Consider the following 23,803-nt stretch of genomic DNA (forward strand, 5'->3'; position numbering starts at 1 on the left):
ACGCCCGGACGTCGATCAGGACGCGTCGGTCAGCTTCGTCATCCACCCGTGCGGGTCGGGACGACGGCCGTACTGGATGTCGGTGAGCTCGTCGCGCAGGGACATCGTGAGTTCCCCGGCGCCCTCGGTCGGCGAACCGATCGTGAAGCCCTCGCCGCGGAGCTCCGCGATCGGGGTCACGACGGCGGCCGTCCCGCAGGCGAACGCCTCGGTGATGGAACCGTCGGCCACACCGTCACGCCACTCGTCGAGGGTCACCCGGCGCTTCTCGACCGTGAGCCCGCGGTCCTCTGCCAACTGCAGGATCGAATCGCGCGTGATGCCCTCGAGGATGGAGTCGGAGTCCGGCGTGACGAGGGTGCCGTCGGACTTCACGAGCACGACGTTCATGCCACCGAGTTCTTCGAGGTACTTGCCCTCGACCGAGTCGAGGAACATGACCTGCTGGCACCCGTGCTCGTAGGCCTCCTGCTGGGGCAGCAACGACGACGCGTAGTTGCCACCGGTCTTGGCGGCACCGGTCCCGCCCTTGCCGGCGCGGGCGTACTGGGTCGACAGCCAGATCGAGACCGGCTTCGGGCCCGAAGTGAAGTACGCCCCGGCCGGGCTCGCGATGCAGTGGTACGCCACCGCCTGCGCCGCACGCACCCCCAGGAACGACTCGGTCGCGATCATGAACGGCCGGAGGTACAGGCTCGTCTCGGGTGCGGACGGCACCCAGTCGACGTCGGCCTGCACGAGCTGCCGGATCGACTCGACGAAGGCCTCGACCGGCAGTTCCGGCAGCGCCAGGCGACGGGCCGACCGCTGGAACCGACGAGCGTTGGCGTCCGGGCGGAAGGACCACACCGACCCGTCCGCGTGCCGGTACGCCTTGAGCCCCTCGAAGATCTCCTGCGCGTAGTGCAGCACGCTGGCGCTCGGGTCGAGCGAGAGCGGGCCGTACGGGTGGACCGAGGCACCGTGCCACCCGTCGTCGAGCGTCCACTCGACGGTGGCCATGTGGTCCGTGAAGTGCTTGCCGAAACCCGGGTCGGCGAGGATCTCCTCGCGCTCGGCGGCGGCGCGACGGTCCGCGGACGGGGTGGTGGCGAACTCGAGTCCGAAAGCGGTGTCGGTGCTCATGGGGAGGGCTCCTTCTCAGGCGGTGGTGGTGCGTGCCGTGGCCGCGGCGGCGATGGCGTCGCCGATCTCGGCCGTGCGACGCTGCGTGGTGCCCCGGTCTGCCAGGTCCGCCTCGACGGCCCGCGTCACCGCCGTCGCGAGGTCACTGCGACCGATGTGGTCGAGCAGCAGTGCGACGGAGAGGATGGCGGCCGTCGGATCGGCCTTCTGCTGACCCGCGATGTCCGGCGCGGAGCCGTGGACCGGCTCGAACATGCTGGGGAAGGTGCCGTCCGGGTTGATGTTGCCCGAGGCCGCCAGACCGATTCCGCCGCTGATCGCGCCGGCCAGGTCGGTGATGATGTCGCCGAAGAGGTTGTCGGTGACGATGACGTCGAACCTAGCAGGTTCCCGCACCATGTGGATGGTGACCGCATCGACGTGCTGGTAGTCCACCGTGACGTCCGGGAACTCCGCCCCGACGGCCGCGACCGTGCGCTGCCACAGGGCCCCGGCGTGCACCAGGACGTTGCTCTTGTGCACGAGCGTGAGGTGCTTCCGGGCCCGACGGTCGGCCAGGGCGAAGGCGTAGCGGACGACCCGCTCGACACCGAACGCGGTGTTCAGCGACACCTCGGTCGCGATCTCCTGCGGCGTACCCGAGCGGATCGCTCCGCCGTTGCCGACGTACGGCCCCTCGGTGCCCTCGCGCACGACGACGAAGTCCACCGCTCCCGGGTCGGCGAGCGGCGTCGCGACGGCGTCGTGGACCTTGGTCGGTCGCAGGTTGACGTAGTGGTCGAACGCGAAGCGCAGCTTCAGCAGGAGCCCACGTTCGATGATCCCGCCGGCGAGCCGGGGGTCACGGGGGTTCCCGCCGACCGCGCCGAGCAGGATCGCGTCGTGCGACGCGATGGCGGACATGTCGTCCTCGGTGAGGATGTCGCCGGTCTCGAGGTAGCGCGTCGCTCCGAGGGAGAACGGGGTCTCCTCGATGACGAGGTCGTCCGGGGTCACGGCGTGCAGGACCTTGAGGGCCTCGTCGACGACCTCTGGTCCGATGCCGTCCCCGCGGATCACCGCGAGCTGGAGCGTCCGGACGGCCATCAGAGCGTGATGTCGATCTCGCGGAGCGAGGAGGCGTCGATCGCCCGGCCGACGTGCTCGAGGAGCTCGGCGGGCACCGGCGAGTCGACGGTGAGGACGCTGAGCGCCTGTCCGCCGGCGGCTTCGCGCGAGATCTGCATCGCCGCGATGTTGATGCCGGCCTCGCCGAACTCCTTGCCGTAGACCGCGACGATGCCCGGGCGGTCGACGTACTCCATGACGACGTGGTGCCGGTCGAGCGGGACCTCGACGTCGTGGCCGTTGATCTCGACGAGCTTCTCGACCTGCTTGGGGCCTGTGAGCGTGCCGGACACACTGATCGCGGGGCCGTCGGACTGGGCGCCGCGGATCGTGAGCACGTTGCGGTACTCGGGGCTGTCGGTCTCGGTGATGAGCCGCACGGTGACTCCGCGCTGCTCCGCGATGAGCGGGGCGTTGACGTAGGAGACCTGGTCGCTGACGACGTCGGTGAAGACGCCCTTGAGCGCCGCGAGCTTGAGCACGCTGACGTCGTACTCGGCGAGCTCACCGTGGACCTCGACGTCGATGCTCGTGACGGGCGACGTGGCGAGGGCCGTGAAGACCTGGCCGAGCTTCTCGACGAGCGGGATGCCCGGGCGGACGTACGGGTCGATGACGCCGCCGGCGACGTTGACCGCGTCCGGCACGAGCTCCCGCCGAGGGCGAGACGCACCGACTTGGCGACCGAGACGCCGGCCTTCTCCTGCGCTTCGTCCGTCGAGGCACCCAGGTGCGGCGTGACGACGACGTTGGGCAGCGCGACGAGCGGGGAGTCCTTCGGGGGCTCCGACACGAAGACGTCGAGGCCGGCACCCGCGATGGTGTTCGCGGTCAGTGCGCGGTGCAGGGCGTCCTCGTCGATCAGGCCGCCGCGGGCGACGTTCACGACGAACGCCGTCGGCTTCATGAGCGCGAACTGGTCGTCCGAGATCATGCCGAGGGTCTCGGGCGTGCGCGGCATGTGGATCGTGACGAAGTCGGCGCGCTGCAGCAGGTCGTCGAGCGAGACGAGCTCGACTCCGAGCTGCTGGGCACGGGCCGTCGTGACGTAGGGGTCGTACGCGATCACCTGGACGCCGAAGGCCTGCAGGCGCTGCGTGATGAGCGCGCCGATGCGGCCGAGACCGATGATGCCGACGGTCTTCTCGTAGAGCTCGACGCCGGTGTACGACGAGCGCTTCCACGCCCCGGCGGCCAGCGACGCGTGCGCGGCCGGGATGTGTCGGGCGAGCGACAGGATGTGCCCGACGGTGAGCTCGGCGGCGGAGATGATGTTCGACGTCGGCGCGTTCACCACCATGACACCGGCGGTGGTCGCCGCCTTGATGTCGACGTTGTCCAGGCCGACACCGGCACGGGCGACGACCTTGAGGTTCGGGGCCGCGGCGATCGCTTCGGCATCGACCTTGGTGGCGGAACGCACCAGCACGGCATCCGCGTCGGCGAGGGCCGACAGGAGCGCGGGGCGGTCGGTGCCGTCCACGTTCCGGATCTCGAAGTCGGGCCCGAGGGCGTCGACCGTGGCGGGCGAAAGTTCTTCGGCGATCAGGACGACCGGCTTCGACACAGCTGCTGTTTCCTCACGAGAGACGGTTGGTATCCCACCATGCTATCGACGTGCGCGGCCCGTTACGACCGCGGGCGCCTAGAACTGCAGCAGGCTCGGCACGAACAGCTGCAGGTCGAGCCAGAGGGCGCCCGCCGCCGCGAAGGCGAGGACGAACACGGCGAGGGTGACCGCGAGCCGCGCACGACGCGTGATCACCAGGGCGACCACGAAGGCGATCGGGGCGATCAGGATGTCCAGGACCAACCACAGCCAGGGCGTGCTCGCCTGCAGCGACTCGCCACCGGAGGTGGTCGCGAGGAACGCGTTGAACTCGTCCACCCGCTGCGAGATCTGCGTGAGGTTCCCCACTGCCTGCACCGTCATGTAGGCGAACAGCACGGCGAACACGAGCCAGACCGCGATGCGGCCGACGACCGGACCGCGCGACCGGCGGCCGACCGGCGTCGCGGCGGTCACCCGAAGCTCCGCGTCAGCAGGAACGGCCACGGGAACAGCACCACGGCTCCGAGCAGCATCCAGAGCAGTCGTGTCCGGGTCCGGCTGCCGCGGGCGGCCCAGAGCACCACCGTGAACCACAGCGCCGGCGCGAGGATGGCGAGGAACCGGAGCACCTCGACGAAGACCGTCAGGACGGTGTCGACACCCGAGACGTACGAGGTCGACGCCGTCAGCAGCCAGGCGACGGTGTAGAGCAGGTAGAGCCCCCGAACACGCCGAACCCGACGAGGGCGCCGGAGGTCTCCGGTGCCTCGGGGTCGCGGTCGCCACGGTCCTTGACGGCGACCGGGTTGTGCGCGGCGTCGACGTGGGTGGCGTCGTCGGCGTCACCCCAGCTGAGCGCCTCGTCGTCGTGGTCGACGGCGTTCGTCACGTCCGGGTCGACCGACCCGTCGGGTGGGGATGCTGCCGTGTTCATGCCTCGATCCTACGAGGGACCAGCGCACAGGGAGACCACGGGTTCCCGGCGGGACGCGCGCTCAGGCGTCGGCGGGCTGCGCCTGGAGCACCTCGGCGACGACCTCGCGCACGGCGGGGAAGAGCGGGTGGCTCTCCATGAGGCCGGTGAGGATCTCGGTGAGCGCGTGCGCCGTCGCGCCGGAACGGAGCAGCGCGTGCAGCTCGATCGACTCCGGGTCGTTCTCGTCGTCGAAGGCGAGTGCGACGCGGACGGCGCCGAGCAGGTGCTCGACCGGCAACCCGCGTTCGGCGAGCTGCGCGGCGGGACCGACGAAGCGCTCGCGTCGGCCGAGCTTGCGGAGCGGGTTCCGTCCGACGCGCACGGTGGTGTCGGGCAGGTGCGGGTTCGCGATGCGCGACAGGTTCGCCGCGACGTACCGTGCGTGCTCCTCCGGGTCGAAGCCGTGCTTCGCGACGAGCAGCGCGGTGGTCTCGGCGAGCACGCCGTCGACCTCGGCGCGGACGGCGTCGTCCTCGAGTGCCTCGCGGATGAGCCGGATGCCGCGGACGTAGCCGTGGTAGGCGGCCGTCGCGTGCGCGGTGTTCACCGTGTAGAGCTTGCGCTCGACGAAGGGCTGGAGGTCATCGACCCAGGTGACGCCCTCGATCGTCGGGGGTTCGACGTCGGATCCGAGGAACGGCGTGCGCTCGATGACCCACTCGTAGAAGGGCTCGAGCACGACGTCGAGGCCGCCGGACTGCCCGAGCACGCCGGACTGGTCGGGGACGATGCGGTCGATGGCGCAGTTCGCGAAGACCGCCGCGATGTCGCGGTCCTCGAGCACGGGAGCACGCCGGATGCTCGCGTGCAGGGAGTCGGTGGCGTTGAACGCGTTCTCGCACGCCACGATCGTCACGTCGCCGCGCTCGAGCGGACGCGCCGCGAGTCCCTCGGCGATGAGCGGTGCGACGAGCGGGAGCGTCCGGGCACCGACCGCGGTCGTCACGACGTCCGCCTCGGCGATCGCCTGGATCACGCGGTCGCGGTCGGTCTTGCTGCTGAGCGCCCGGAAGCCGTAGACGAGGTGCTCGACCGGCATCTCGCCGACCTCGTGCACCACGAAGCGCCCGGCTTCGTTCAACGCGGAGACCACACGGTCGTCGACGTCGACGAAGGTGAGCTCGTAGCCGCTCGCCACGAGGAACTGGCCCACGAACCCACGCCCGATCTTGCCGGCGCCGATGTGGACCGCTCGTTTCGTCACCGCCATCCGATGATCATCCCATGCTGGTCGGTCCGCCCCTGACCGCTCGTGCGGACCGCGGACGACGGCTGTCGCGTATCGTCCGGGCGCACGCCGACGGGACGCCGGTCCACGGCGTCGGGGCTGGAGAAGAGCTGCTGCATAACGTTCGGGTCACGTCGCGAGGCGGCGGTGCAAGGGCTGCACCGCCGCCTCGTCATCGAGTGTTCCTCGGAAGACTACCGCGCTGCCGAGCCGTCCACGTAGTCGCCGTCGTTCTGCTTCCAGGCGAAGAGCGCGCGGAGCTCGCGGCCGGTCGCCTCGATCGGGTGGCCCTCGCCCTTGGCGCGGAGCGCCTTGAACTCGGGTGCGCCGGCGTCCTGGTCGTCGATGAAGCGCTTCGCGAAGGCACCGTTCTGGATGTCCGCGAGCACCGCCTTCATGTTCTCCTTGACGTCGGGCGAGATCACGCGCGGGCCGGAGACGTAGTCACCGAACTCGGCGGTGTCGGAGATAGACCAGCGCTGCTTGGTGAGGCCGCCCTCCCAGATCAGGTCGACGATCAGCTTGAGCTCGTGCAGGACCTCGAAGTACGCGATCTGCGGCTGGTAGCCCGCCTCGACCAGGGTCTCGAAGCCGTACTGGATGAGCTGCGAGGTGCCACCGCACAGGACGGCCTGCTCGCCGAACAGGTCGGTCTCGGTCTCCTCGGTGAAGGTCGTCTTGATGCCGCCGGAGCGCAGACCACCGATGGCCTTCGAGTACGACCACGCGAGGTCCCATGCGGAACCCGACGCGTCGACCTCGACGGCGACGATCACGGGGACGCCACGGCCGGCCTCGTACTCGCGGCGGACGGTGTGACCCGGTCCCTTCGGAGCGACGAGCGACACGTCGACGCCCTCGGGTGCCTCGATGTAGCCGAAGCGGATGTTGAAGCCGTGGCCGAAGACGAGCGTGGCGCCCGGCTTGAGGTTCGGACGGATGTCATCGGCGTAGACGATGCGCTGGACCTGGTCCGGCGCGAGGATGACGACGACGTCGGCCCAGGCGGTGACGTCGGCCGGAGTGAGGACCTCGAAGCCGGCCTCTTCGGCCTTCTGGCGGCTCTTCGAGCCCTCCTTGAGGCCGATCTTGACCTCGACACCCGAGTCACGGAGGTTGAGGGCGTGGGCGTGGCCCTGCGAGCCGTACCCGATGACGGCGACCTTCTTGCCCTGGATGAGCGTCAGGTCGGCGTCGGCGTCGTACACGATGTCAGTCACGAGGGTGTGTCTCCTTGGTTCTGGTGGATTGTGGGGGTGGCGGACCGCTGGTCAGCGCACCCGGTCGGTGATGCTCTTCGGTCCGCGGCCCATGCCGAGGAGTCCCGCACGGGCGAGCTCCTTGATGCCGTAGGGCTCGAGGACGCGGAGGATCGCCTGGATCTTGCCGGGGTCTCCGGTCACCTCGACGATGAGCGAGTCGTTCGCGACGTCGACGACCTGCGCGCGGAACAGGTTCACTGCCTCGAGCACGGCCGACCGCGTCTGGTTGTCGACGCGGACCTTCACGAGCATGTGCTCGCGCTGGACGGACTGCGAGAAGTCCAGTTCGACGATCTTGATGACGTTGACGAGCTTGTTGAGCTGCTTCGTCACCTGCTCGAGCGGGAGGTCCTCGACGTCGACGACGACGGTGATCCGGCTGAGGCCGTCGACCTCGGTGTTGCCGACGGCGAGCGACTCGATGTTGAACCCGCGGCGGGCGAACAGGCCCGCGACGCGGGTCAGCAGACCGGGCTTGTCCTCGACGAGGAGGGACAGGACGTGGCTCATGCGGTTTCCCCGTCATGTCGGCGTCCTCGTCGTCCCAGGTGGGTGCGAGGGCCTGGGCGTACTCGATGGACGAGTTGCTGACTCCCTGCGGGACCATCGGCCAGACCATCGAGTCACGGCTCACGACGAAGTCGATCACCACGGGGCGGTCGTTCGTCTCGAGGGCGAGCTGGATGGCGGCGTCGACCTCGTCGGCCTTCTCGACACGGATGCCGAGGGCGCCGTACGCGTCCGCCAGCTTCACGAAGTCGGGCACGCGGCGCGAGTCGTGACCGGTCTCGAGGTCGGTGAACGAGTGGCGGCCGTCGTAGAACAGCGTCTGCCACTGCCGCACCATGCCGAGCGACGAGTTGTTGATGATCGCGACCTTGATCGGGATGTCGTTGATGACGCAGGTCGCGAGTTCCTGGTTCGTCATCTGGAAGCAGCCGTCGCCGTCGATCGCCCAGACCACGCGGTCCGGCTGGGCGACCTTCGCGCCCATCGCCGCGGGGACGGAGTAGCCCATCGTGCCCGCGCCGCCGGAGTTCAACCAGGCGTTCGGGCGCTCGTACTTGATGAACTGCGCCGACCACATCTGGTGCTGCCCGACACCCGAAGCGTAGACGGCCTCGGGACCGGAGAGCTCGCCGATGCGCTTGATGATGGCCTGCGGGGCGAGCAGGCCGTCGGTCGGCTCGGCGTACCCGAGCGGGAAGTCGACCTTGAGCTGGCGGAGCTTCGTCCACCAGTCGGCCGTCGAGGCGCGGTCGTCGACGGCGATGCCGCCCCACGCGTCGAGCAGGTCGACCAAGACCTCACGGGCGTCGCCCACGATCGGGACGTCGGCGAAGCGGATCTTCGAGATCTCGGCCGGGTCGATGTCGACGTGCACGACCTTGGCGTTCGGCGCGAACTCGTCGGCCTTGCCCGTCACGCGGTCGTCGAAGCGGGCACCGAGCGCGATGATCAGGTCGCTGTCCTGCAGACCGAGCACCGCCGGGACGGTGCCGTGCATGCCGGGCATGCCGAGGTGCTGCGGGTGCGAGTCCGGGAAGGCACCGCGCGCCATCAGCGTCGTCACGACGGGCGCACCCGTCGCCTCGGCGAAGCGGAGCAGCTCGGCGGTCGCGCGGGAGCGGATCACGCCACCGCCGACGTAGAGCACCGGACGCTCGGCCTCGGCCAGGAGCTGCGCGGCCGCGGTGATCTGCTTGCCGTGCGCCTTGGTGACCGGTCGGTAACCGGGCAGGTCGATCTTGGGCGGCCAGACGTAGGGCGCCGACTTCTGCTGGGCGTCCTTCGTGATGTCCACCAGCACGGGGCCGGGCCGACCGGTCGTCGCGATGAGGTGCGCCGCGGCCAGGGTCGCCGGCACGTCGGCCGGGTCCGTGACCAGGAACGAGTGCTTCGTGATCGGCATCGTGATGCCGACGATGTCGGCTTCCTGGAACGCGTCGGTCCCCATCAGCGTCGAGAACACCTGGCCGGTGATCGCGATGAAGGGCACCGAGTCCATGTAGGCGTCGGCGATGGCCGTGACGAGGTTCGTCGCACCGGGGCCGGACGTCGCGATGGCGACGCCGACCTTGCCGGACGCCGAGGCGTAGCCCTCGGCGGCGTGGCCGGCGCCCTGCTCGTGGCGGACGAGGATGTGGCGGATCGTCTTCGACGCCATGAGCTCGTCGTAGAACGGGATGATGGCACCGCCCGGCAGGCCGAAGACGTCGGTGATCCCGAGGTGCTCGAGCGTCCGGAGGACGGCTCCCGAGCCGGTCAGGATCTCCGGCGACCGGCGTGCACCGGCGGCCGCGGACAGCGGAGTTGCTTCCGTGGGCATGAGGTGGTCCTTGCCTGGAGAGGTGGCGATGGTGCGTGTGTCGAACGCTAGCCCGTGACCGCGCCCTGGGCGGCGGACTTCACGAGCTTGGCGTACTTCGCGAGGACTCCGCGGGTGTAGCGCGGGGGCAGCGGGGCCCAGCCGTCACGGCGGGCCTCCAGCTCGGTCGGGTCGACCAGTAGGTCGAGCGAGCGAGCCGCGATGTCGACACGGATGCGGTCGCCATCGCGCACGAAGGCAACTGGACCTGCGTCCACTGCCTCGGGTGCGATGTGGCCGATGCACAGGCCGGTTGTGCCGCCTGAGAATCGTCCGTCGGTCAAGAGTAGTACATCCTTGCCGAGGCCCGCGCCCTTGATGGCTGCGGTGATGGCGAGCATCTCGCGCATGCCCGGACCGCCCTTGGGGCCCTCGTAGCGGATGACGACGACGTCGCCCTTCTGGATCTTCCCCTCGGTGAGGGCGTCCATCGCGGCACGCTCGCGGTCGAACACCCGCGCGGGGCCCTCGAACACCTCGGCGTCGAAGCCCGCGGTCTTCACCACGGCGCCCTCGGGGGCGAAGGTGCCCTGCAGGACGGTCAGGCCGCCGGTCTCGTGGATCGGGTTGTCGAGCGTGCGGAAGACCTCGCCGTCGAGCGCCGGCGGGTCGATCTCGGCCAGGTTCTCGGCGACGGTCTTGCCCGTGACGGTGAGGCAGTCGCCGTGCAGCAGGCCGGCGTCGAGCAGCGCCTTCATGATCACCGGGATGCCGCCGTTGCGGTCCACGTCGACCATGACGTACTTGCCGAAGGGCTTCATGTCCGCCAGGTGCGGGACCTTCGAGCCGATGCGGTTGAAGTCGTCCAGCGACAGCTCGACCTCGGCCTCGTAGGCGATGGCGAGCAGGTGCAGGATGACGTTGGTGGAGCCGCCGAGGGCCATCGCCACGGCGATCGCGTTCTCGAAGGCTTCCTTCGTCAGGATCTGGCGGGCGGTGATGCCGTGCTCGAGCATGTTCACCACGGCCTCGCCGGAGCGGTGCGCGTAGTAGTCACGGCGGCGGTCGGCGCTCGGCGGGGCGGCGGAGCCCGGCAGCGACATGCCGAGGGCCTCGGCCACGCTCGCCATGGTGTTGGCCGTGTACATGCCACCGCAGGCGCCCTCGCCCGGGACGATGGCGCACTCGATCTTCTTGAGCTCTTCTTCCGACATGGTGCCGGCCTTGCAGGCACCGACGCCCTCGAAGGAGTCGATGATCGTGACTTCCTTCATCGTGCCGTCGGCCTGCTTCACGTAGCCCGGCATGACCGAGCCCGCGTACAGGAACACGCTGGCCAGGTCGAGGCGCGCGGCGGCCATGAGCATGCCCGGCAGCGACTTGTCGCAGCCGGCGAGCAGGACGGTGCCGTCCAGGCGCTCGGCGTTGACGACGGTCTCGACGCTGTCGGCGATGACCTCGCGCGAGACGAGCGAGAAGTGCATGCCCTCGTGGCCCATCGAGATGCCGTCCGAGACGGAGATGGTGCCGAACTGCAGCGGGTAGCCGCCACCGGAGTGGACGCCTTCCTTGGCGCCCTGTGCGAGGCGGTCGAGCGACAGGTTGCAGGGCGTGATCTCGTTCCACGAGGACGCGATGCCGATCTGCGGCTTGCTCCAGTCCTCGTCTCCCATACCGACGGCCCGCAGCATGCCACGCGAGGTGGTTGCTTCGATCCCGTCGGTGACGACCCGGCTGCGCGGCTTGACGTCGATATCAGGCATGGAGCGAGTCTAGGACGCTTTGGGATACCAGTTGGACAACAACATGCGTTCGCATGTTCAGGAGCCCGACCGGGAGGCCCGGATCACCCTGGTCAGCGCGTCGCACGGATCCTGGCGAGCTGCTTCAGGACAGCCGTCAGGGCCGCCGGGTCCGCGATGCGGTACCCGGCACGGGTCTCCCCGGGCCCACCTTCACGCCGACGTCGCCGTCCCCGAGCACGCGGAAGCCGTCCTCGTCGGTGACGTCGTCACCGGCGAAGAACACCGCGTCGGCACCGTGGAGCTCGCGCAACCGGGCGATCGCGTCGCCCTTCGTGACGTGCCGGACGGCGAACTCGACGATGTCCTTGCCGCCGCGCTCGAGCACGTCGGCGTCGGCCTCGTGCGCCGCGCGGCTCGCGTCGGCGTTCGCCTGCGCGGCGACCTCGGCGCTCACCCGACGGGTGTGCACGCCGTGGCCGGCGGGCTTGTGCTCGATGACGACGCCCGGGTACCGCGCGCCGACCTCGTCGAGCGCCGCACCGATCCGTGCGACCCGGGCGACCTCGTCGTCGGTCAGGGCGGCCTCGTCGTGGCCGTCCACGCGCCACTCGACGCCGTGCGACCCGACCAGCGCCATGTCCTGCGGCGCGTGCGACACGGCAGCGAGGCTGCCGAGCGGGCGACCGGAGACGAGCACGACCTCGGTGTCCTTCGCGCGGTGCAGGGTCAGGACCGCTGCCCACGAGCCCGGCAGGGCGCCGACCTGCGACGGCTCGTCGGCGAACGGCGCGAGCGTGCCGTCGAAGTCGAGGGCGACGATGAGTCGTGGCGCAGCCGCGAGCGTCTCGAGTGCCGTGTCGATGGCGGTCTGGTCGGTGGTGGTCTCAGTCATCACGTGCCTCCCGGGTGTCCTCGGCAGCCCTGGCGGACTGGGCGTCCTGGTCGAAGATCGACATGTTGTCGGTCTGCGCCTCACGGTGTCGGTCCGCCGGGTCGGTGGCGGACGGGTCGAGCTGGGCGTTCCGCGGCGCGTGCCGGTCGAGCGCCTCGAGGAACGAGCGCGACCAGCGCGCCACGTCGTTGTCGCGCACGCGCTTGCGGAGCGCACGCATGCGCGTCGAGCGCTCGCGGCGCGGCATCTCGATCGCGCGCTCGATGCTGTCCTTCAGCGCGCCGATGTCGTGCGGGTTGACGATGACGGCCTGCTTCAGCTCGTCGGCGGCACCGGCGAACTCGGACAGGATGAGCACCCCGTCGCTGTCGAAGCGAGCCGCGACGTACTCCTTCGCGACGAGGTTCATGCCGTCGCGCAGTGCCGTGACGAGCATGATGTCGGCGGCCAGGTAGAGCGCCACCATCTCCTCGCGCGGGTAGCCGTGGTGCAGGTAGGAGATCGGCTGGTGGCCGATGACCCCGAGGTCGCCGTTGATGCGCCCGACGCTCAGCTCGATCTCGTCGCGGAGCGTGGCGTACGTGTCGACGCGTTCACGGCTCGGGCTCGCGACCTGGATGAGAGCGGCGTCCTCGACCTTGATGCGGCCGTCCTCGACGAGTTCGCCGAAGGCCTTGATGCGGTGCCGGATGCCCTTGGTGTAGTCGAGGCGGTCGACCCCGAGCAGCACCGTCTTCGGGTTGCCGAGGCTCTCGCGGATCTCACGGGCTCGCTCCTGCACCTCGGGACGACGCGCGATGTCCTCGAAGGCCTCGGCGTCGATCGAGATCGGGAAGTGCCGGGCCTCGACGTGGCGGACCGTGATCCCCTTGCGGCTGCGCGGCGCGTCCGGGTCGTCGACGGGGACGTCGATCGTCTGGCCCTTCGTCGTGTAGCCCTTGATGTGACGGACCGCTCGGAGGAAGTCGCTCGCGTCGTCGTGACGCTGGAAGCCGATGACGTCGGCGCCGAGCAGGCCGTCCAGGATCTGCGCGCGCCAGGGCAGCTGGGCGTAGATGCCCACCGGCGGGAACGGGATGTGGTTGAAGAAGCCGATCGTCAGGTCGGGACGCTTGGCCCGGAGCAGTGCCGGCACGAGCTGCAGCTGGTAGTCCTGCACCCAGACGATGCCGTCCTGCTCGGTGATCTCGGCGATCTGGGCCGCGAAGCGCTCGTTGACGCGCTTGTAGGCGTTCCACCAGTCGCGGTGGTAGCTCGGGTGCTCGATGACGTCGTGGTACAGCGGCCAGAGGGTGTCGTTGCTGAAGCCCTCGTAGTACTCCTCGACGTCGTCGTCGGACAACGGGACCGGCACGATGTGGATGCCCTCGTTGTCGAACGGCTCGACCTCGACCTCGGGCTGGCCGACCCAGCCGACCCAGGCGCCGTCGTTCGCGCGCATCACGGGCTCGAGGGCGGTGACGAGGCCACCGGGCGAGTGCCGCCACCCTCGTTGCCGTCCTGGTCGACGACCCGGTCCACCGGCAGGCGGTTCGAGGCGACGACGAAGGCGTACTTGGTGGAGGAACGAGAAGGCGCAGACACGGTGGGAACCTACCAGCGCCCGGACAGCGGATTCACGGCGGATCGGCGGGTTCCGGTACGCTTCGGGTGCGTGTCGGGGGGACACGGGTGCTGGCGTGCGGCATCGGCCTCCCGGTCGGAGAGGACCCACCAGCCATGAGCGAGAACCCGCCGAACCCGCCCGTCCCGCCCGTTCCGCCGGGGCAGCCCGGCCCGCGGTCGTCGGACGCGTTCGGCCGCCTGCTGCGGTCCGTGTCCGGCCGTGACTGGCTGGCCGCCGTGCTCGCCGCCGTCGGCGGCTGGGTCGCCGCCTACGTGGTCGCCGCGATCTCGCTGCTCCTCACCGTCGCCGTGCTGGCAGCGGGCGGATCGGGATCCGGTTCCGTCGGGTCGGGGTCGACCGGCACCGGGACCGACCTCGGCGCCGGGAGCACCCCCGACGTCCAGTCGCTGCTGTCCGGGGTCAGTGTCCTGCTCGGTACCCCGGCCCAGCTCGTCGCCCTCGCCGACCTCGGCCGCCTGCACCTGTCCGGCTCGATCGGCTTCCTCGGGTCGGGGTCCGGCGCGCTCGCGGTCGTCCCGGCGGTCGTGCTCGCCGCACAGGTCGTGCTGGCCGTCGTGCTCACCCGTCGCATCCGCACCCGCGGCCTCGGGCGCGCAGCGATCCTGCTGACCGCCGTCCTGTCCGGGCTGGTGACCACGGTGCTGACCAACGCCGCCGCGGGCATCCTCGCCATCCGGTTCCCCGCCGTCTCCGGCGCCGTCATCGACCCCGTGCACGCGGTCGGCCTCGGCAGCATCCTCGGCGCCTTCGTGATCGGCGCACTCGCCGCGGTGCTCGCACGGCCCTCGGCCCTCCTCGGCCGGAACGTGTTCGCCGGTCGCGTCCTCGGCACAGTGCGCGTCGCGGCGTCGCAGCTCACGGTGCTCGTCGTGCTGGTGACGGTCGTGGTCATCGTCGTCGCCCTGGTCGCACAGCCCTCGTGGGGCGCGGCGCTGCCGGTGCTCGTCGGCAACGTCGCGGTCGGCCTCACCGCCCTCGGGTTCCTCGGCGGCGTCGGACTGTCCGGCTTCGGCTCGGCGGGGAGCACGGCATCGGTCTTCGGCGGCGCCGGTGGCTGGACCTGGCTCGTCGTCCTGCTCGTCGTCGTGACCTCGGTCGTCGCGGGCCTCGCACTGGCAGTCCGCCGCAACGACCGGTTCCGCACCACGCTGGACTGGGTCGTGACCCCGGTCGTCTGGTTCGCCCTCGGACTCCTGCTGTTCGTGCTCGGCACCGGCCTGGTGTCCTACCAGGCGACGGGCATCAGCGCCGTCAGCGGGACCGGTTCGATCGGGATCGCGCCGTGGACGCCGCTCGTGTTCGCGCTGTGGGGCGGCGCGATCGAGGCCGTGGCACGGTACCTCGCGCCCGTGCTGCTCCCCGCCTCGGCGGTGGCGTGGTGCTGCGGACCTCGCGCCTCGTCGGAGCGGACCCGCGCCCCGCGGCCGCACCGACCTTCCCGGCAGCGACTCCGGCGTTCTCGCCGGCCGACCCGGCGTTCCCGCCGGCCGACCCGGCGTTCCCGCCGGCGGCGCCCGCGGGCGACCCGGCAGCAGCAGCGTGGGCGGCGACGCCCGGCGTCGGCCACCCCGGTCAGCCGGAACAGCCCTTCGTCGGCGGTGGCGCTCCCGCACCCGCTCCGATGTCGCCGCGCGCCAAGAAGGTCCTGGTGCGCTCGCTCATCGCCGGTGGCGCCGTGGTCGTCGTCGTCATCGCGGGTGCCGTCACCACCGGCGTGCTCCGGGCCGACGTGTGGGGTCCGGCGCCGACCGTGAAGTCCTACGTGCAGGCCATCGCGAGCGGCGACGCCGACACCGCCGCCCGACTCAGCGAGGTGCCGTCCGACGCCGCGATGCTCGACTCCGCGGTGCTGAAGAGCGCGAAGGACCGCCCGTCGGACATCCGCGTGGGCCGTGTCTCGACGAGCGGTGACAACGCCCTGGCCACCGTCAGCTACACCCAGGACGGCAAGAACCGCTCCGGTCAGGTCAGCCTCCGGCGCACCGGCACCTCGTTCCTCGTGAAGGACGAGTGGCGCGTCACCGAACCGCTCGCCCAGACCGTCACCCTGACCGCGTCCGAGGTGCTCGAGGGCGCGCCGGTCACGGTCGGCGGCAAGGAGATCGGCGAGATCAGCGACGGCCGGTTCACCTCGCTCGCCTACCCCGGCACCTACGAGGTGCAGGTCGGTGGGACGAAGTACTTCACGGGTGGCACCGAGCAGGTGTCGGTCAGCGCGACGTCCTCCGGGTACGTCGACTTCACCCCCACCGCCACGAAGGCGCTGCAGCGAGACGCCGAGCGGTACGTGACCGACCTGATCGACGGCTGCGCCGAGAAGACCGACCTCAGCGCGCTGAGCGGTTGCCCCTGGTACGGCCCGTACGACGCCGACGGCGCGGTGCGTTACGACGTCACGACCATGCCGGAGATCGAGGTCGAGGCCTCCGGTTCGGGCACGGTCATGGTGCAGAGCACGAAGGACGGTGTCGTCGAGTACGACTACACCTCGTACTTCGGGGACGCGGAGCACGGCGAAGACAGCTTCGACGTGAACCAGTACCTGAAGGTCGAGGACGGGAAGCTCGTCTCCGCCTACTGACGCACCACCGCACGCGACGACGGCCGGCCTGGGATCTGCAGGCCGGCCGTCTCGCTAGGCTGACGCGCATGGTCAGGACACGGGCGTGGCGGAACGGCGACGCGGCGGAACGGGACTTCCCCGTCGACCGGATCTCGGACCTCGTCGCCGACGCCGACACGTTCGTCTGGGTCGACTACACCGACCCGGTGCACGACGACCTCGTGCAGGTCGAACAAGAGCTCGGCATCCACGCCCTCGCCGTCGAGGACGCCGTCGAGCACGGCCAGCGCCCGAAGCTCGACCGGTACCGCGACAGCCTGTTCCTCGTGGTCTACGACGTCGGCGGTCTCGGCGAGGACGGTGAGCTCGTCACCCACGAGGTGAAGGCGTTCGTCACCGAGCACGCCCTCGTCACCATCCACGGGGCCGACGTCGACACCGCCGCGATGGAGCACCGGCTCGACGCGAACGCCGACGTGGCCGACCACGGAGTGCCGTGGCTCGTCTGGGCGTTGCTCGACGCCGTCGTCGACCACGCCACCGAGACCGTGGAGGACATCGAGCGACGGATCGACGCGCTCGAGGACGACCTGTTCGAACGGGGGAACCCGCGCGAGCAGCAGATCCAGCGGCGGTCGTTCCGCCTCCGCAAGGCGCTCGGGGTGATGCGCCGCCTCGTCGTGCCGACCCGGGACAGCGTCGGGTCGCTGCTGCACGGCGACGCGGAGACGATCTCGGACGGCATCCGACCGTACTTCCGCGACGTCGAGGACCACCTGGTGTCGATCTCGGACTCCGTCGAGCAGCTGCGCGACGCCGTCTCGAGCGTCCTCGACACGAACCTCAACCTGTCGTCGAACCGGCAGAACACCGTGATGAAGAAGGTGACGAGCTGGGCCGCGATCATCGCGATCCCCACCGCCATCACCGGCTTCTTCGGGCAGAACGTGACGTTCCCGGGCGAGGGTGCGTGGAGCGGGTTGTACGTCTCGCTCGCGCTCATCGTCGCGTCGTCGCTCGTGCTCTACCGCGTCTTCAAGGCCCGCGACTGGCTCTGACCGCCGCCGCGGGTCAGAGCGCGAGCACCCCGGCGATCCCCCGTCAGAGCGCCAGCGCGAGCACCCCGGCGACCACGGTGAGCGGAGCCGCGACGCACCCGAGCAGCATGTACTTCCCCCACGACAGGTGCACGCCCTCGGCCGACAGCCGTGCGTGCCACAGCAGCGTGGCGAGCGAGGCCCACGGCGTCACCAGGCACCCGGCGTTCACGCCGATGAGGAGCGCCGCGTACCGCACGGCCTCGTGACCGGCGGCGGGCTCGAGCACCAGGTACGCGGGCAGGTTGTCGATGGCGTTCGCCGCCACCGCTCCCCGGCGCCGAGCAGCAGGAGCGGTCCGGTTCCGGTGCCGTCGCCGAGCGCCCGCACGATCGGATCGGTGAGCCCGGTGCTGTGCAGGGTCTCGACCACGACGAAGAGCCCGGCGGCGAAGAGCAGCGTCGACCACGGCACGCGCGACGGTCGGAGCTCGGCGGGCGACCGGAACGCCGCGACGACGACGAGCACGAGGGCACCGGCCACGGCGGCGATCCAGACCGTCACCCCGGCGGTCAGCGCCACGACGAGCGCGACGAGCACTCCGGACGCCGCCCAGAACGACACCGGGTCGGACGGACGCCGTACCGACACCGGTGTGTAGCGCCCGAAGAGCTTGCCGCGGAACACCACGAGCAGGACGGCGCACGGCACGACCACCCCGGCGACGGCCGGCCAGGCCATCAGGCCGGCGAAGGGCAGCGGGCCGCCGAGGCCCATCCGATCGACGGCGAGCAGGTTCGTCAGGTTCGACACCGGCAGCAGCAGGGAGGCGGTGTTCGCGAGCCAGACGGTGGTGAGCGCGAACGGCATCGGCGGCAGCCCGACCCGGCGCGCCAGCGAGATCACGATCGGGGTGAGCAGCACCGCGGTGGTGTCGATCGACAGGAACACGGTGCAGAGCACGGCGAGGACGACGACGGCGCCCCAGAGTCCGATCGTGCGTCCGCCGCCGACACGCGCCGCGACGTCGGCGAGTCGGTCGAACACCCCGGCGTCCGCAGCGAGCTCGGCGACGATCGTCAGCCCGAGGACGAACCCGAGGACGGGCAGGACCCGCTCGGCCAGGACGCCGAGGTCGTCGAGCGGCAGCAGGCCGAGCGCGACGCACACCGCGCCGATGACGAGCAGCACTGCTCCGATGACGGCCTGACGCACGGGCGCTCCTCCACGAGTGCGCCGGGCAGGGTGTCCGGCGGCGCTCCAATGTACTGACCGGTAGCGTTGGCAGCACGACGACAGGAGGCCTCTGTGCGCAAGTTCATGTTCAACGGTGCGGTGTGGAGTTCGCTCATCAGCGGCTACAGCGTGCTCCAGACCACCCGCCAGGGACCCCGCGACTGGCGGCTCGCCCTGACGTGGGTCGCGTGGATCGCGACCACGATCGTGGCGATCGGCACGGTGGTCGAGGACGACCGCGCCGTCAAGGCGCGCCAGCCGTAGGTCGCGATCGCGACCACACGACGGACGGGAGGCCCGGTGCCAGCTGGCACCGGGCCTCCCGTCGGTCCCGTGTCCGGTCCGGAGCCCGTCAGCGCTCCGACGGCGGGATGTCGGACGTCTGGATCGGGCCGGTGAAGAGCGCCGCGCGGTCCTCCTGCCCCGGCGCGAACAGCGCCGAGTCGGCGGCGGTCGACGCCGTGCGCCGCCGCGGTGCCGTCTCGTCGACCATGAGCACGCGCTGGACCGGCAGGGCGTCGGGGTGGGTGCGCTGGATCCACTCGACGAGTTCCTCGCGGATGTAGCACCGCAGGTCGAACAGCGACGGCGCGTCGTGTGACGTCGCGAGGACCCGCACCCGCACGTACCCCTGCACGGCGTCGGTGACCTGCAGCACCTTGACGCGGCGGTCCCACAGCTCGGTGCGGTCGAGGATCCGGTCGAGCTCCTCGCGCATCTCCCCGGACGGACCCGCCAGTCCAGGTCCATCTCGACGGCGCCGAGCAGTTCGCTGTTCGTGCGCGTCCAGTTCTCGAACGGGGTGCTCGTGAAGTACGTCGACGGCAGCACGAAGCGCCGGTCGTCCCACAGGTGCACGACCACGTAGGTCAGGGTGATCTCCTCGATCCGCCCCCACTGCTGCTCGACCACGACGACGTCGTCGACGCGGATCGACCCGGAGAACGCGAGCTGCATGCCCGCGAAGACGTTGCCGAGCGTCGACTGCGCCGCCAGACCCGCGACGACCGAGATGAGTCCGGCGCTCGCGAGCACGCTCGCGCCCGCGGCCTCGACCCCGTCGAAGGTGAGCAGGATCGCGCCGACGGCGATGATGACGAGCACGGCGACGGTGAGCCGCCGGATGATGAGGACCTGCGTGCGGATGCGGCGGGCCTGCCGGTTGTCGGGAACGTCGATGCGGAACCGGTGGAGGCCGAGGTCCTCGAGGAAGATCGCGATCTGGCACGCCAGCCAGCAGCCCACCGCGATCGTGACGATGAGGAACCCGTGCACGACCTCGTCGCGCCACGGGTACGCGTCGGCTTCGCGCGGGACGCTCGAGGTGAACGCGATCCAGAGCAGGACCACGAGCAGGGTGGTTCGGAACGGGTGCTTCGCCCGGCGCGAGAGCACGCCGGCCCACCGTTCCCGTCGCGCGACCGTCCGCAGCACCAGGTGCAGGACGACCGCGGCGACGGCGGTGATGAGGAGGGCGAACCCGATCGCGACCAGGAGTCGGAGGAGGATGTCCATCCGTCCATGCAAGCAACGAAACGACAGTCGTCGTTCAGAAAACCGGCCCCGGACGCGACGGCGGCCCGGTGCGCACGACGCGCACCGGGCCTCCTGTCCGACCTGCTGACTACTTGCCGGACGTGAGCGAATCGACGAAGTCCTGGTGCTCGGAAGCCCACTTCTCGGTGATCGCGGGGTACTCGCTGGCCTTCGCGCCGCTGTTCACGAGCGCGTTCTCGAGCGAGTAGAGGGTGTCGGAGTCCATCGAGAAGTCCTCCATCCACTTCGACGCCTGCGGGAAGTCCTGCTCGAAGTCCTTCTTGGCGATCGTGTGGATCTCCTCGTTCTTGCCGAGCGCACCCTTCGGGTCCTTCAGGTCCTTGATCGGGAAGGCGTCGTACGCCCAGTGCGGACGCCACAGCGTCACGACGACGTCCTCCTTCTTCGCGATCGAGGCCTTGAGGTCAGCGAGCATCGCCGGCGTCGAACTCGTGATGAAGTCCATGCCGTCCAGGCCGTACTGCGGGATGACCTGCTCGGACACGACCTTCGTCTCACCGGCGGCGGGCTCGATGCCGATGATCTTGTTGCCGAAGTCGGACGCGTGCGCCTTGAGCTCGTCGATCGAGTCGATGTCCGAGTACTCCGGCACCGCCAGTTCCAGCGACGCCTGGTCGTTCCAGGCGCCGAGGTCCGTCAGGTCCTTGCCGTACGTGTCCATGTACTCCTTGTGCGTGTTCGGCAGCCAGGTGTCGAACACCACGTCGTAGTCGCCGGATGCCAGGCCCGTGTACGCGGGTGCGACGTCGGAGTTCGTGAGCTGGACGTCGTAGCCCTTCTGCTCCAACACGTGCTTCCAGAGGTAGCTGGCGGCGGTGTCCTCGTCCCAACCGTTGAAGACGACGACGTGCATCGACTTCTGGTCACCGTTGTCGACGGTGCCGGAGGCCCCGTAGTAGCCGGGCGGCATGCAGGCGGACAGGCCGACGGCGGTGGCGACGGCGAGCGCGGCCGCCGCGAGGGTGCGCTTGGTTCGCTTCATGATCTGTTCCTTCCTCACGCGTCGACGGTCTGGCGGTCGCTGACCGCTTCGGTGGTGGCGGCGGTCTGGGCGGTCGCCGCGTTCGGCGTCGCGGTCACGGTGGGCTTGCGCCCGCGCCTCCACGGCCGGGAGGCACTATTCGCGTCGCCGCCGAGCGCTGCGGTCAGGCGGTCCAGCAGGATCGCCAGGACCACGACCGACAGACCGGCTTCGGCCCCGAGACCGACGTCGATGCGGTTCAGGGAGGCGACGATCTGCTCGCCGAGCCCACCGGCGCCGACCATGCCGGCGATGACGACCATCGAGAGAGACAGCATGATGACCTGGTTGACGCCCGCCATGATGCTGGCCTTCGCGAGCGGCAGCTGGATCTGGCGGAGGATGCGCCACGGGCTCGACCCGAAGGCGGCACCGGCCTCGACGACCTCGCTCGGGACCCCGCGGATGCCGAGCTCGGTGAGGCGGACACCCGGAGCCATCGCGAACACGATCGTCGCGACGATGCCGGGCACGACGCCGACGCGGAACAGCAGCAGCGCCGGGATCAGGTAGACGAACGCCGGGGTCGTCTGCATGAAGTCCAGGACCGGGCGGATGATCCGGCTCGCGGCGTCGGACCGGGCGGCCCACACCCCGAGCGGGATGCTGAGGACGACGGCCAGGCCTGCGGCGACCACGACGAGCGCGAGCGTGTTCATCGCGTTCGTCCACTGCCCGACGCTGACGATGAACAGCAGACCGATCGCAGCGCCGAGCGCGAGCTTCCAGCCCTTCGCCAGGAACGCCAGCACGACGAGGACCGCGACGACGACCCAGAACGGCGGGGTGGACAGGAAGTACTCCATCCACGCGTCCATCCACGTGAACACGTAGCGGACGACGTCGAAGAAGCCGGACAGGTAGGTGGTGATCCAGTCGACGATCGCGGCGACCCAGGTGCCGAGGGGCAGGTGGAAGTCACCGAAGGAGTTGGTACCGGGGGTGATCATGCGTGGTCTCCTTCGGTGGCGGGCTCGCCGGTGCGGGCAGCCGTCTCGCCGGTGCGGGCAGGCGTCTCGCCGGTCGCGGCGAGGGTCGAGTCCATGTCGGAGTCGGAGATGCGGGTGACCGGTTCGAGCACCGGGATCGGCATCGTCGCGGTCGGCACGTTGCCGAGCGCGGCCAGCAGGGTGACGCGGGGGACGACGCCGAGCAGGCGCTGCTCGTCGTCGACGACGGCGATCGGCAGGGGCGACTCGACGGCGAGCTCGAACAGGTCGGTCAGCGCCGTGTCGGGGGCGACCCGGGCGTACTCGGTGTTCACGATCGCGTCGAGGTTCGTGTCGCCGGCCTTCACCTGGCGCATCACGTGCCGGTCGCGGACCCAGCCCTCGAGCTTCCGGCCACGACCGGTGACGAAGAGCGCGGCGGTCTGCAGGTCGCGCATGGTGCGCAGTGCACCACGAGGACCCACCGTCAGCGGGACGGTGGCGCGGGCCGGCTCCATGACGCTCGCGGCGGTGAGCACGCGGGCGCGGTCGACGTCCTGCACGAACTGGGCGACGTAGTCGTTCGCCGGGTCGGTGAGGATGTCCTCCGGCGACCCGATCTGCACGATCCGGCCGTCGCGCATCACGGCGATCCGGTCACCGAGGAACATCGCCTCGTTGAGGTCGTGCGTGATGAAGACGATCGTCTTGCCGAGCCCCTGCTGCAGGTCGACGAGCTGCTCCTGCATCTCACGGCGGATGAGCGGGTCGAGCGCGCTGAACGCCTCGTCCATGAGCAGGACGTCGGTCTCGGCGGCGAGCGCACGGGCGATGCCGACGCGCTGCTGCATGCCACCCGACAGCTCGTCGGGCTTCGCGTCCGCCCAGACGTCCAGGCCGACCAGGTCGATGACCTCGCGGGCCTTCGCGAGCCGCGTCGTCTTGTCGACACCGTTCACCTCGAGGCCGTACGCGACGTTCTCGAGCACGGTGCGGTGCGGCAGCAGGGCGAAGTGCTGGAACACCATCGACACACTGGACCGGCGGATGTCGCGGATCCCCTTCGGCGTCGCGCCGGTGACCGTGCGGCCGCCGATCTCGACGCTGCCGGCGGTGGGCTCGAGCAGGCCGTTGAGCATCCGGATGAGGGTCGACTTGCCGGAGCCGGACAGCCCCATGACGACGAAGATCTCGCCGGGTCGCACGTCGAAGGACGCGTCGATGACCGCGGCGGAACCCTGCTCGCGGACCTCGTCGCGAGTGGCACCGGCGGCGAGACGGCGGACGGCCTCGGCGGGTCGGCGGCCGAACACCTTGTAGACGTCGCGGACGCTGACCGCCGGCGACGTGGTGGGGTCCGGCGACGGGGTGTGCCGGCTCTGGGGTGGTGCGATGGACAACTGGGCTCCTCGCGTCGCCACGGCGGACGGAGCGCACGTGCGGCGACGGTGTGGTTGCGAACGGGTCGTCCGGGACGGTGCGCGCGGCCACGTCGAGCCCGCGCAACGGCGCAGGGCGAGCGATCACGCACGCGGGGACCACGCTCGGGGCGGTCCCGGTCCGGCCGACCGTACGGCTGCGGCGCTGCTGGCCGCGGACGCGTTCTGGTCGTCGTGCCCCCGGCCGTCGGGCCTGTGG

The 23,803-nt window shown here is 70.4% G+C and carries 20 protein-coding genes and 4 pseudogenes; 4 read left to right on the plus strand and 20 right to left on the minus strand.

The features are described from left to right. Positions 1-15 precede the first annotated feature (15 nt). From JN350_RS14665 to otsA, 13 genes and pseudogenes are all read right to left on the minus strand, one after another. A complete protein-coding gene (locus JN350_RS14665) occupies positions 16-1,125 on the minus strand; it encodes a branched-chain amino acid aminotransferase (RefSeq protein ID WP_205462645.1) in 1,110 nt (369 codons plus the stop codon). A gap of 15 nt (positions 1,126-1,140) precedes the next feature. Beyond that, complete coding sequence (locus JN350_RS14670; protein WP_205462646.1) at positions 1,141-2,211, minus strand: 3-isopropylmalate dehydrogenase; 1,071 nt, start codon at positions 2,209-2,211, stop codon at positions 1,141-1,143. Next, positions 2,211-3,799, minus strand: a pseudogene (serA, locus tag JN350_RS14675) (phosphoglycerate dehydrogenase). Before serA ends, JN350_RS14670 begins: the two are co-directional and overlap by 1 nt. Positions 3,800-3,877: 78 nt before the next feature. After that, positions 3,878-4,258 carry a hypothetical protein gene (locus JN350_RS14680; RefSeq protein WP_205462647.1) on the minus strand — a complete coding sequence of 127 codons (381 nt, stop codon included), beginning with the start codon at positions 4,256-4,258 and terminating at the stop codon, positions 3,878-3,880. Next, positions 4,255-4,413, minus strand: a complete 159-nt coding sequence (locus JN350_RS14685) for a hypothetical protein (RefSeq protein ID WP_205462648.1) — start codon at positions 4,411-4,413, stop codon at positions 4,255-4,257. Before JN350_RS14685 ends, JN350_RS14680 begins: the two co-directional genes overlap by 4 nt. 56 nt (positions 4,414-4,469) lie before the next feature. After that, on the minus strand, positions 4,470-4,718 hold the full coding sequence (locus JN350_RS14690; RefSeq protein ID WP_205462649.1) for a hypothetical protein: 249 nt from the start codon (positions 4,716-4,718) through the stop codon (positions 4,470-4,472). A gap of 61 nt (positions 4,719-4,779) precedes the next feature. Then, positions 4,780-5,970, minus strand: coding sequence for a mannitol-1-phosphate 5-dehydrogenase (locus JN350_RS14695; protein WP_205462650.1), 1,191 nt, complete (start codon positions 5,968-5,970; stop codon positions 4,780-4,782). A 212-nt stretch (positions 5,971-6,182) separates the two neighbouring features. Then, positions 6,183-7,208, minus strand: a complete 1,026-nt coding sequence (gene ilvC, locus JN350_RS14700) for a ketol-acid reductoisomerase (RefSeq protein ID WP_111085939.1) — start codon at positions 7,206-7,208, stop codon at positions 6,183-6,185. A gap of 51 nt (positions 7,209-7,259) precedes the next feature. Further along, positions 7,260-7,760, minus strand: a complete 501-nt coding sequence (gene ilvN, locus JN350_RS14705) for an acetolactate synthase small subunit (RefSeq protein ID WP_022907763.1) — start codon at positions 7,758-7,760, stop codon at positions 7,260-7,262. A gap of 22 nt (positions 7,761-7,782) precedes the next feature. Then, positions 7,783-9,579 (minus strand): annotated as a pseudogene (locus tag JN350_RS14710) (acetolactate synthase large subunit); the annotation flags it as partial. Between the two features lie 47 nt (positions 9,580-9,626). Further along, complete coding sequence (ilvD, locus tag JN350_RS14715; RefSeq protein WP_123292267.1) at positions 9,627-11,321, minus strand: dihydroxy-acid dehydratase; 1,695 nt, start codon at positions 11,319-11,321, stop codon at positions 9,627-9,629. Positions 11,322-11,457: 136 nt separating this feature from the next. Further along, entirely contained in the window at positions 11,458-12,195 is a 738-nt protein-coding gene (gene otsB, locus JN350_RS14720) for a trehalose-phosphatase (RefSeq protein WP_240347348.1), read from the minus strand. Then, positions 12,188-13,779: pseudogene (otsA, locus tag JN350_RS14725) on the minus strand (alpha,alpha-trehalose-phosphate synthase (UDP-forming)). The gene otsB and the pseudogene otsA overlap by 8 nt, the downstream one beginning before the upstream one ends. A 135-nt stretch (positions 13,780-13,914) precedes the next feature. Between otsA and JN350_RS14730 the strand changes: the two are divergent. The 3 genes from JN350_RS14730 (at position 13,915) to JN350_RS14740 (ending at position 17,443) form a co-directional block, all read left to right on the plus strand. Next, complete coding sequence (locus tag JN350_RS14730) at positions 13,915-15,576, plus strand: hypothetical protein (RefSeq protein ID WP_205462651.1); 1,662 nt, start codon at positions 13,915-13,917, stop codon at positions 15,574-15,576. Further along, positions 15,471-16,403, plus strand: coding sequence for a hypothetical protein (locus tag JN350_RS14735; protein WP_205462652.1), 933 nt, complete (start codon positions 15,471-15,473; stop codon positions 16,401-16,403). Before JN350_RS14730 ends, JN350_RS14735 begins: the two co-directional genes overlap by 106 nt. Positions 16,404-16,471: 68 nt before the next feature. Next, on the plus strand, positions 16,472-17,443 hold the full coding sequence (locus tag JN350_RS14740; protein ID WP_205462653.1) for a magnesium transporter CorA family protein: 972 nt from the start codon (positions 16,472-16,474) through the stop codon (positions 17,441-17,443). Between the two features lie 43 nt (positions 17,444-17,486). Here JN350_RS14740 and JN350_RS21080 read toward each other — a convergent pair whose 3' ends face one another. Then, positions 17,487-17,711, minus strand: coding sequence for an ArsB/NhaD family transporter (locus JN350_RS21080; RefSeq protein WP_461963122.1), 225 nt, complete (start codon positions 17,709-17,711; stop codon positions 17,487-17,489). Then, positions 17,651-18,637 carry an ArsB/NhaD family transporter gene (locus tag JN350_RS14745; protein WP_461964462.1) on the minus strand — a complete coding sequence of 329 codons (987 nt, stop codon included), beginning with the start codon at positions 18,635-18,637 and terminating at the stop codon, positions 17,651-17,653. The genes JN350_RS21080 and JN350_RS14745 overlap by 61 nt, the downstream gene beginning before the upstream one ends. 93 nt (positions 18,638-18,730) lie before the next feature. On the opposite strand from JN350_RS14745, the gene JN350_RS14750 reads away from it, so the two are divergent. Beyond that, on the plus strand, positions 18,731-18,922 hold the full coding sequence (locus JN350_RS14750) for a hypothetical protein (protein WP_111085947.1): 192 nt from the start codon (positions 18,731-18,733) through the stop codon (positions 18,920-18,922). An 88-nt stretch (positions 18,923-19,010) separates the two neighbouring features. Here the strand turns inward: JN350_RS14750 and JN350_RS21085 are convergent, their stop codons facing one another. The 5 genes and pseudogenes from JN350_RS21085 to JN350_RS14770 form a co-directional block, all read right to left on the minus strand. After that, the gene (locus JN350_RS21085) at positions 19,011-19,376 is read right to left on the minus strand and encodes a hypothetical protein (RefSeq protein ID WP_461964495.1); all 366 of its coding nucleotides are present in this window, start codon (positions 19,374-19,376) and stop codon (positions 19,011-19,013) included. Between the two features lie 122 nt (positions 19,377-19,498). Then, positions 19,499-20,173, minus strand: a pseudogene (locus JN350_RS21090) (mechanosensitive ion channel domain-containing protein); the annotation flags it as partial. A 109-nt stretch (positions 20,174-20,282) separates the two neighbouring features. Beyond that, positions 20,283-21,197 (minus strand): glycine betaine ABC transporter substrate-binding protein, encoded by a 915-nt coding sequence (locus tag JN350_RS14760; RefSeq protein WP_205462654.1) that lies wholly within the window; start codon positions 21,195-21,197, stop codon positions 20,283-20,285. Between the two features lie 14 nt (positions 21,198-21,211). After that, positions 21,212-22,186, minus strand: a complete 975-nt coding sequence (locus JN350_RS14765; protein ID WP_205462655.1) for an ABC transporter permease — start codon at positions 22,184-22,186, stop codon at positions 21,212-21,214. Further along, on the minus strand, positions 22,183-23,559 hold the full coding sequence (locus tag JN350_RS14770) for a quaternary amine ABC transporter ATP-binding protein (protein WP_205464478.1): 1,377 nt from the start codon (positions 23,557-23,559) through the stop codon (positions 22,183-22,185). Before JN350_RS14770 ends, JN350_RS14765 begins: the two co-directional genes overlap by 4 nt. Positions 23,560-23,803 lie beyond the last annotated feature (244 nt).

This window comes from Curtobacterium sp. 24E2, assembly GCF_016925595.1.
Classification (GTDB): Bacteria; Actinomycetota; Actinomycetes; order Actinomycetales; family Microbacteriaceae; genus Curtobacterium.

What these genes read in the sequence shown, in the direction of transcription:
- JN350_RS14665 (WP_205462645.1), bottom strand. Translation starts at nt 1,125, where the DNA reads ATGAGCACCGACACCGCTTTCGGACTCGAGTTCGCCACCACCCCGTCC.
- JN350_RS14730 (WP_205462651.1), top strand. Translation starts at nt 13,915, where the DNA reads ATGAGCGAGAACCCGCCGAACCCGCCCGTCCCGCCCGTTCCGCCGGGG.
- ilvD (WP_123292267.1), bottom strand. Translation starts at nt 11,321, where the DNA reads ATGCCTGATATCGACGTCAAGCCGCGCAGCCGGGTCGTCACCGACGGG.
- JN350_RS14670 (WP_205462646.1), bottom strand. Translation starts at nt 2,211, where the DNA reads ATGGCCGTCCGGACGCTCCAGCTCGCGGTGATCCGCGGGGACGGCATC.
- JN350_RS21085 (WP_461964495.1), bottom strand. Translation starts at nt 19,376, where the DNA reads ATGCGCGAGGAGCTCGACCGGATCCTCGACCGCACCGAGCTGTGGGAC.
- JN350_RS14760 (WP_205462654.1), bottom strand. Translation starts at nt 21,197, where the DNA reads ATGAAGCGAACCAAGCGCACCCTCGCGGCGGCCGCGCTCGCCGTCGCC.
- JN350_RS14740 (WP_205462653.1), top strand. Translation starts at nt 16,472, where the DNA reads ATGGTCAGGACACGGGCGTGGCGGAACGGCGACGCGGCGGAACGGGAC.
- JN350_RS14695 (WP_205462650.1), bottom strand. Translation starts at nt 5,970, where the DNA reads ATGGCGGTGACGAAACGAGCGGTCCACATCGGCGCCGGCAAGATCGGG.
- JN350_RS14690 (WP_205462649.1), bottom strand. Translation starts at nt 4,718, where the DNA reads ATGAACACGGCAGCATCCCCACCCGACGGGTCGGTCGACCCGGACGTG.
- otsB (WP_240347348.1), bottom strand. Translation starts at nt 12,195, where the DNA reads ATGACTGAGACCACCACCGACCAGACCGCCATCGACACGGCACTCGAG.
- ilvN (WP_022907763.1), bottom strand. Translation starts at nt 7,760, where the DNA reads ATGAGCCACGTCCTGTCCCTCCTCGTCGAGGACAAGCCCGGTCTGCTG.
- JN350_RS14765 (WP_205462655.1), bottom strand. Translation starts at nt 22,186, where the DNA reads ATGATCACCCCCGGTACCAACTCCTTCGGTGACTTCCACCTGCCCCTC.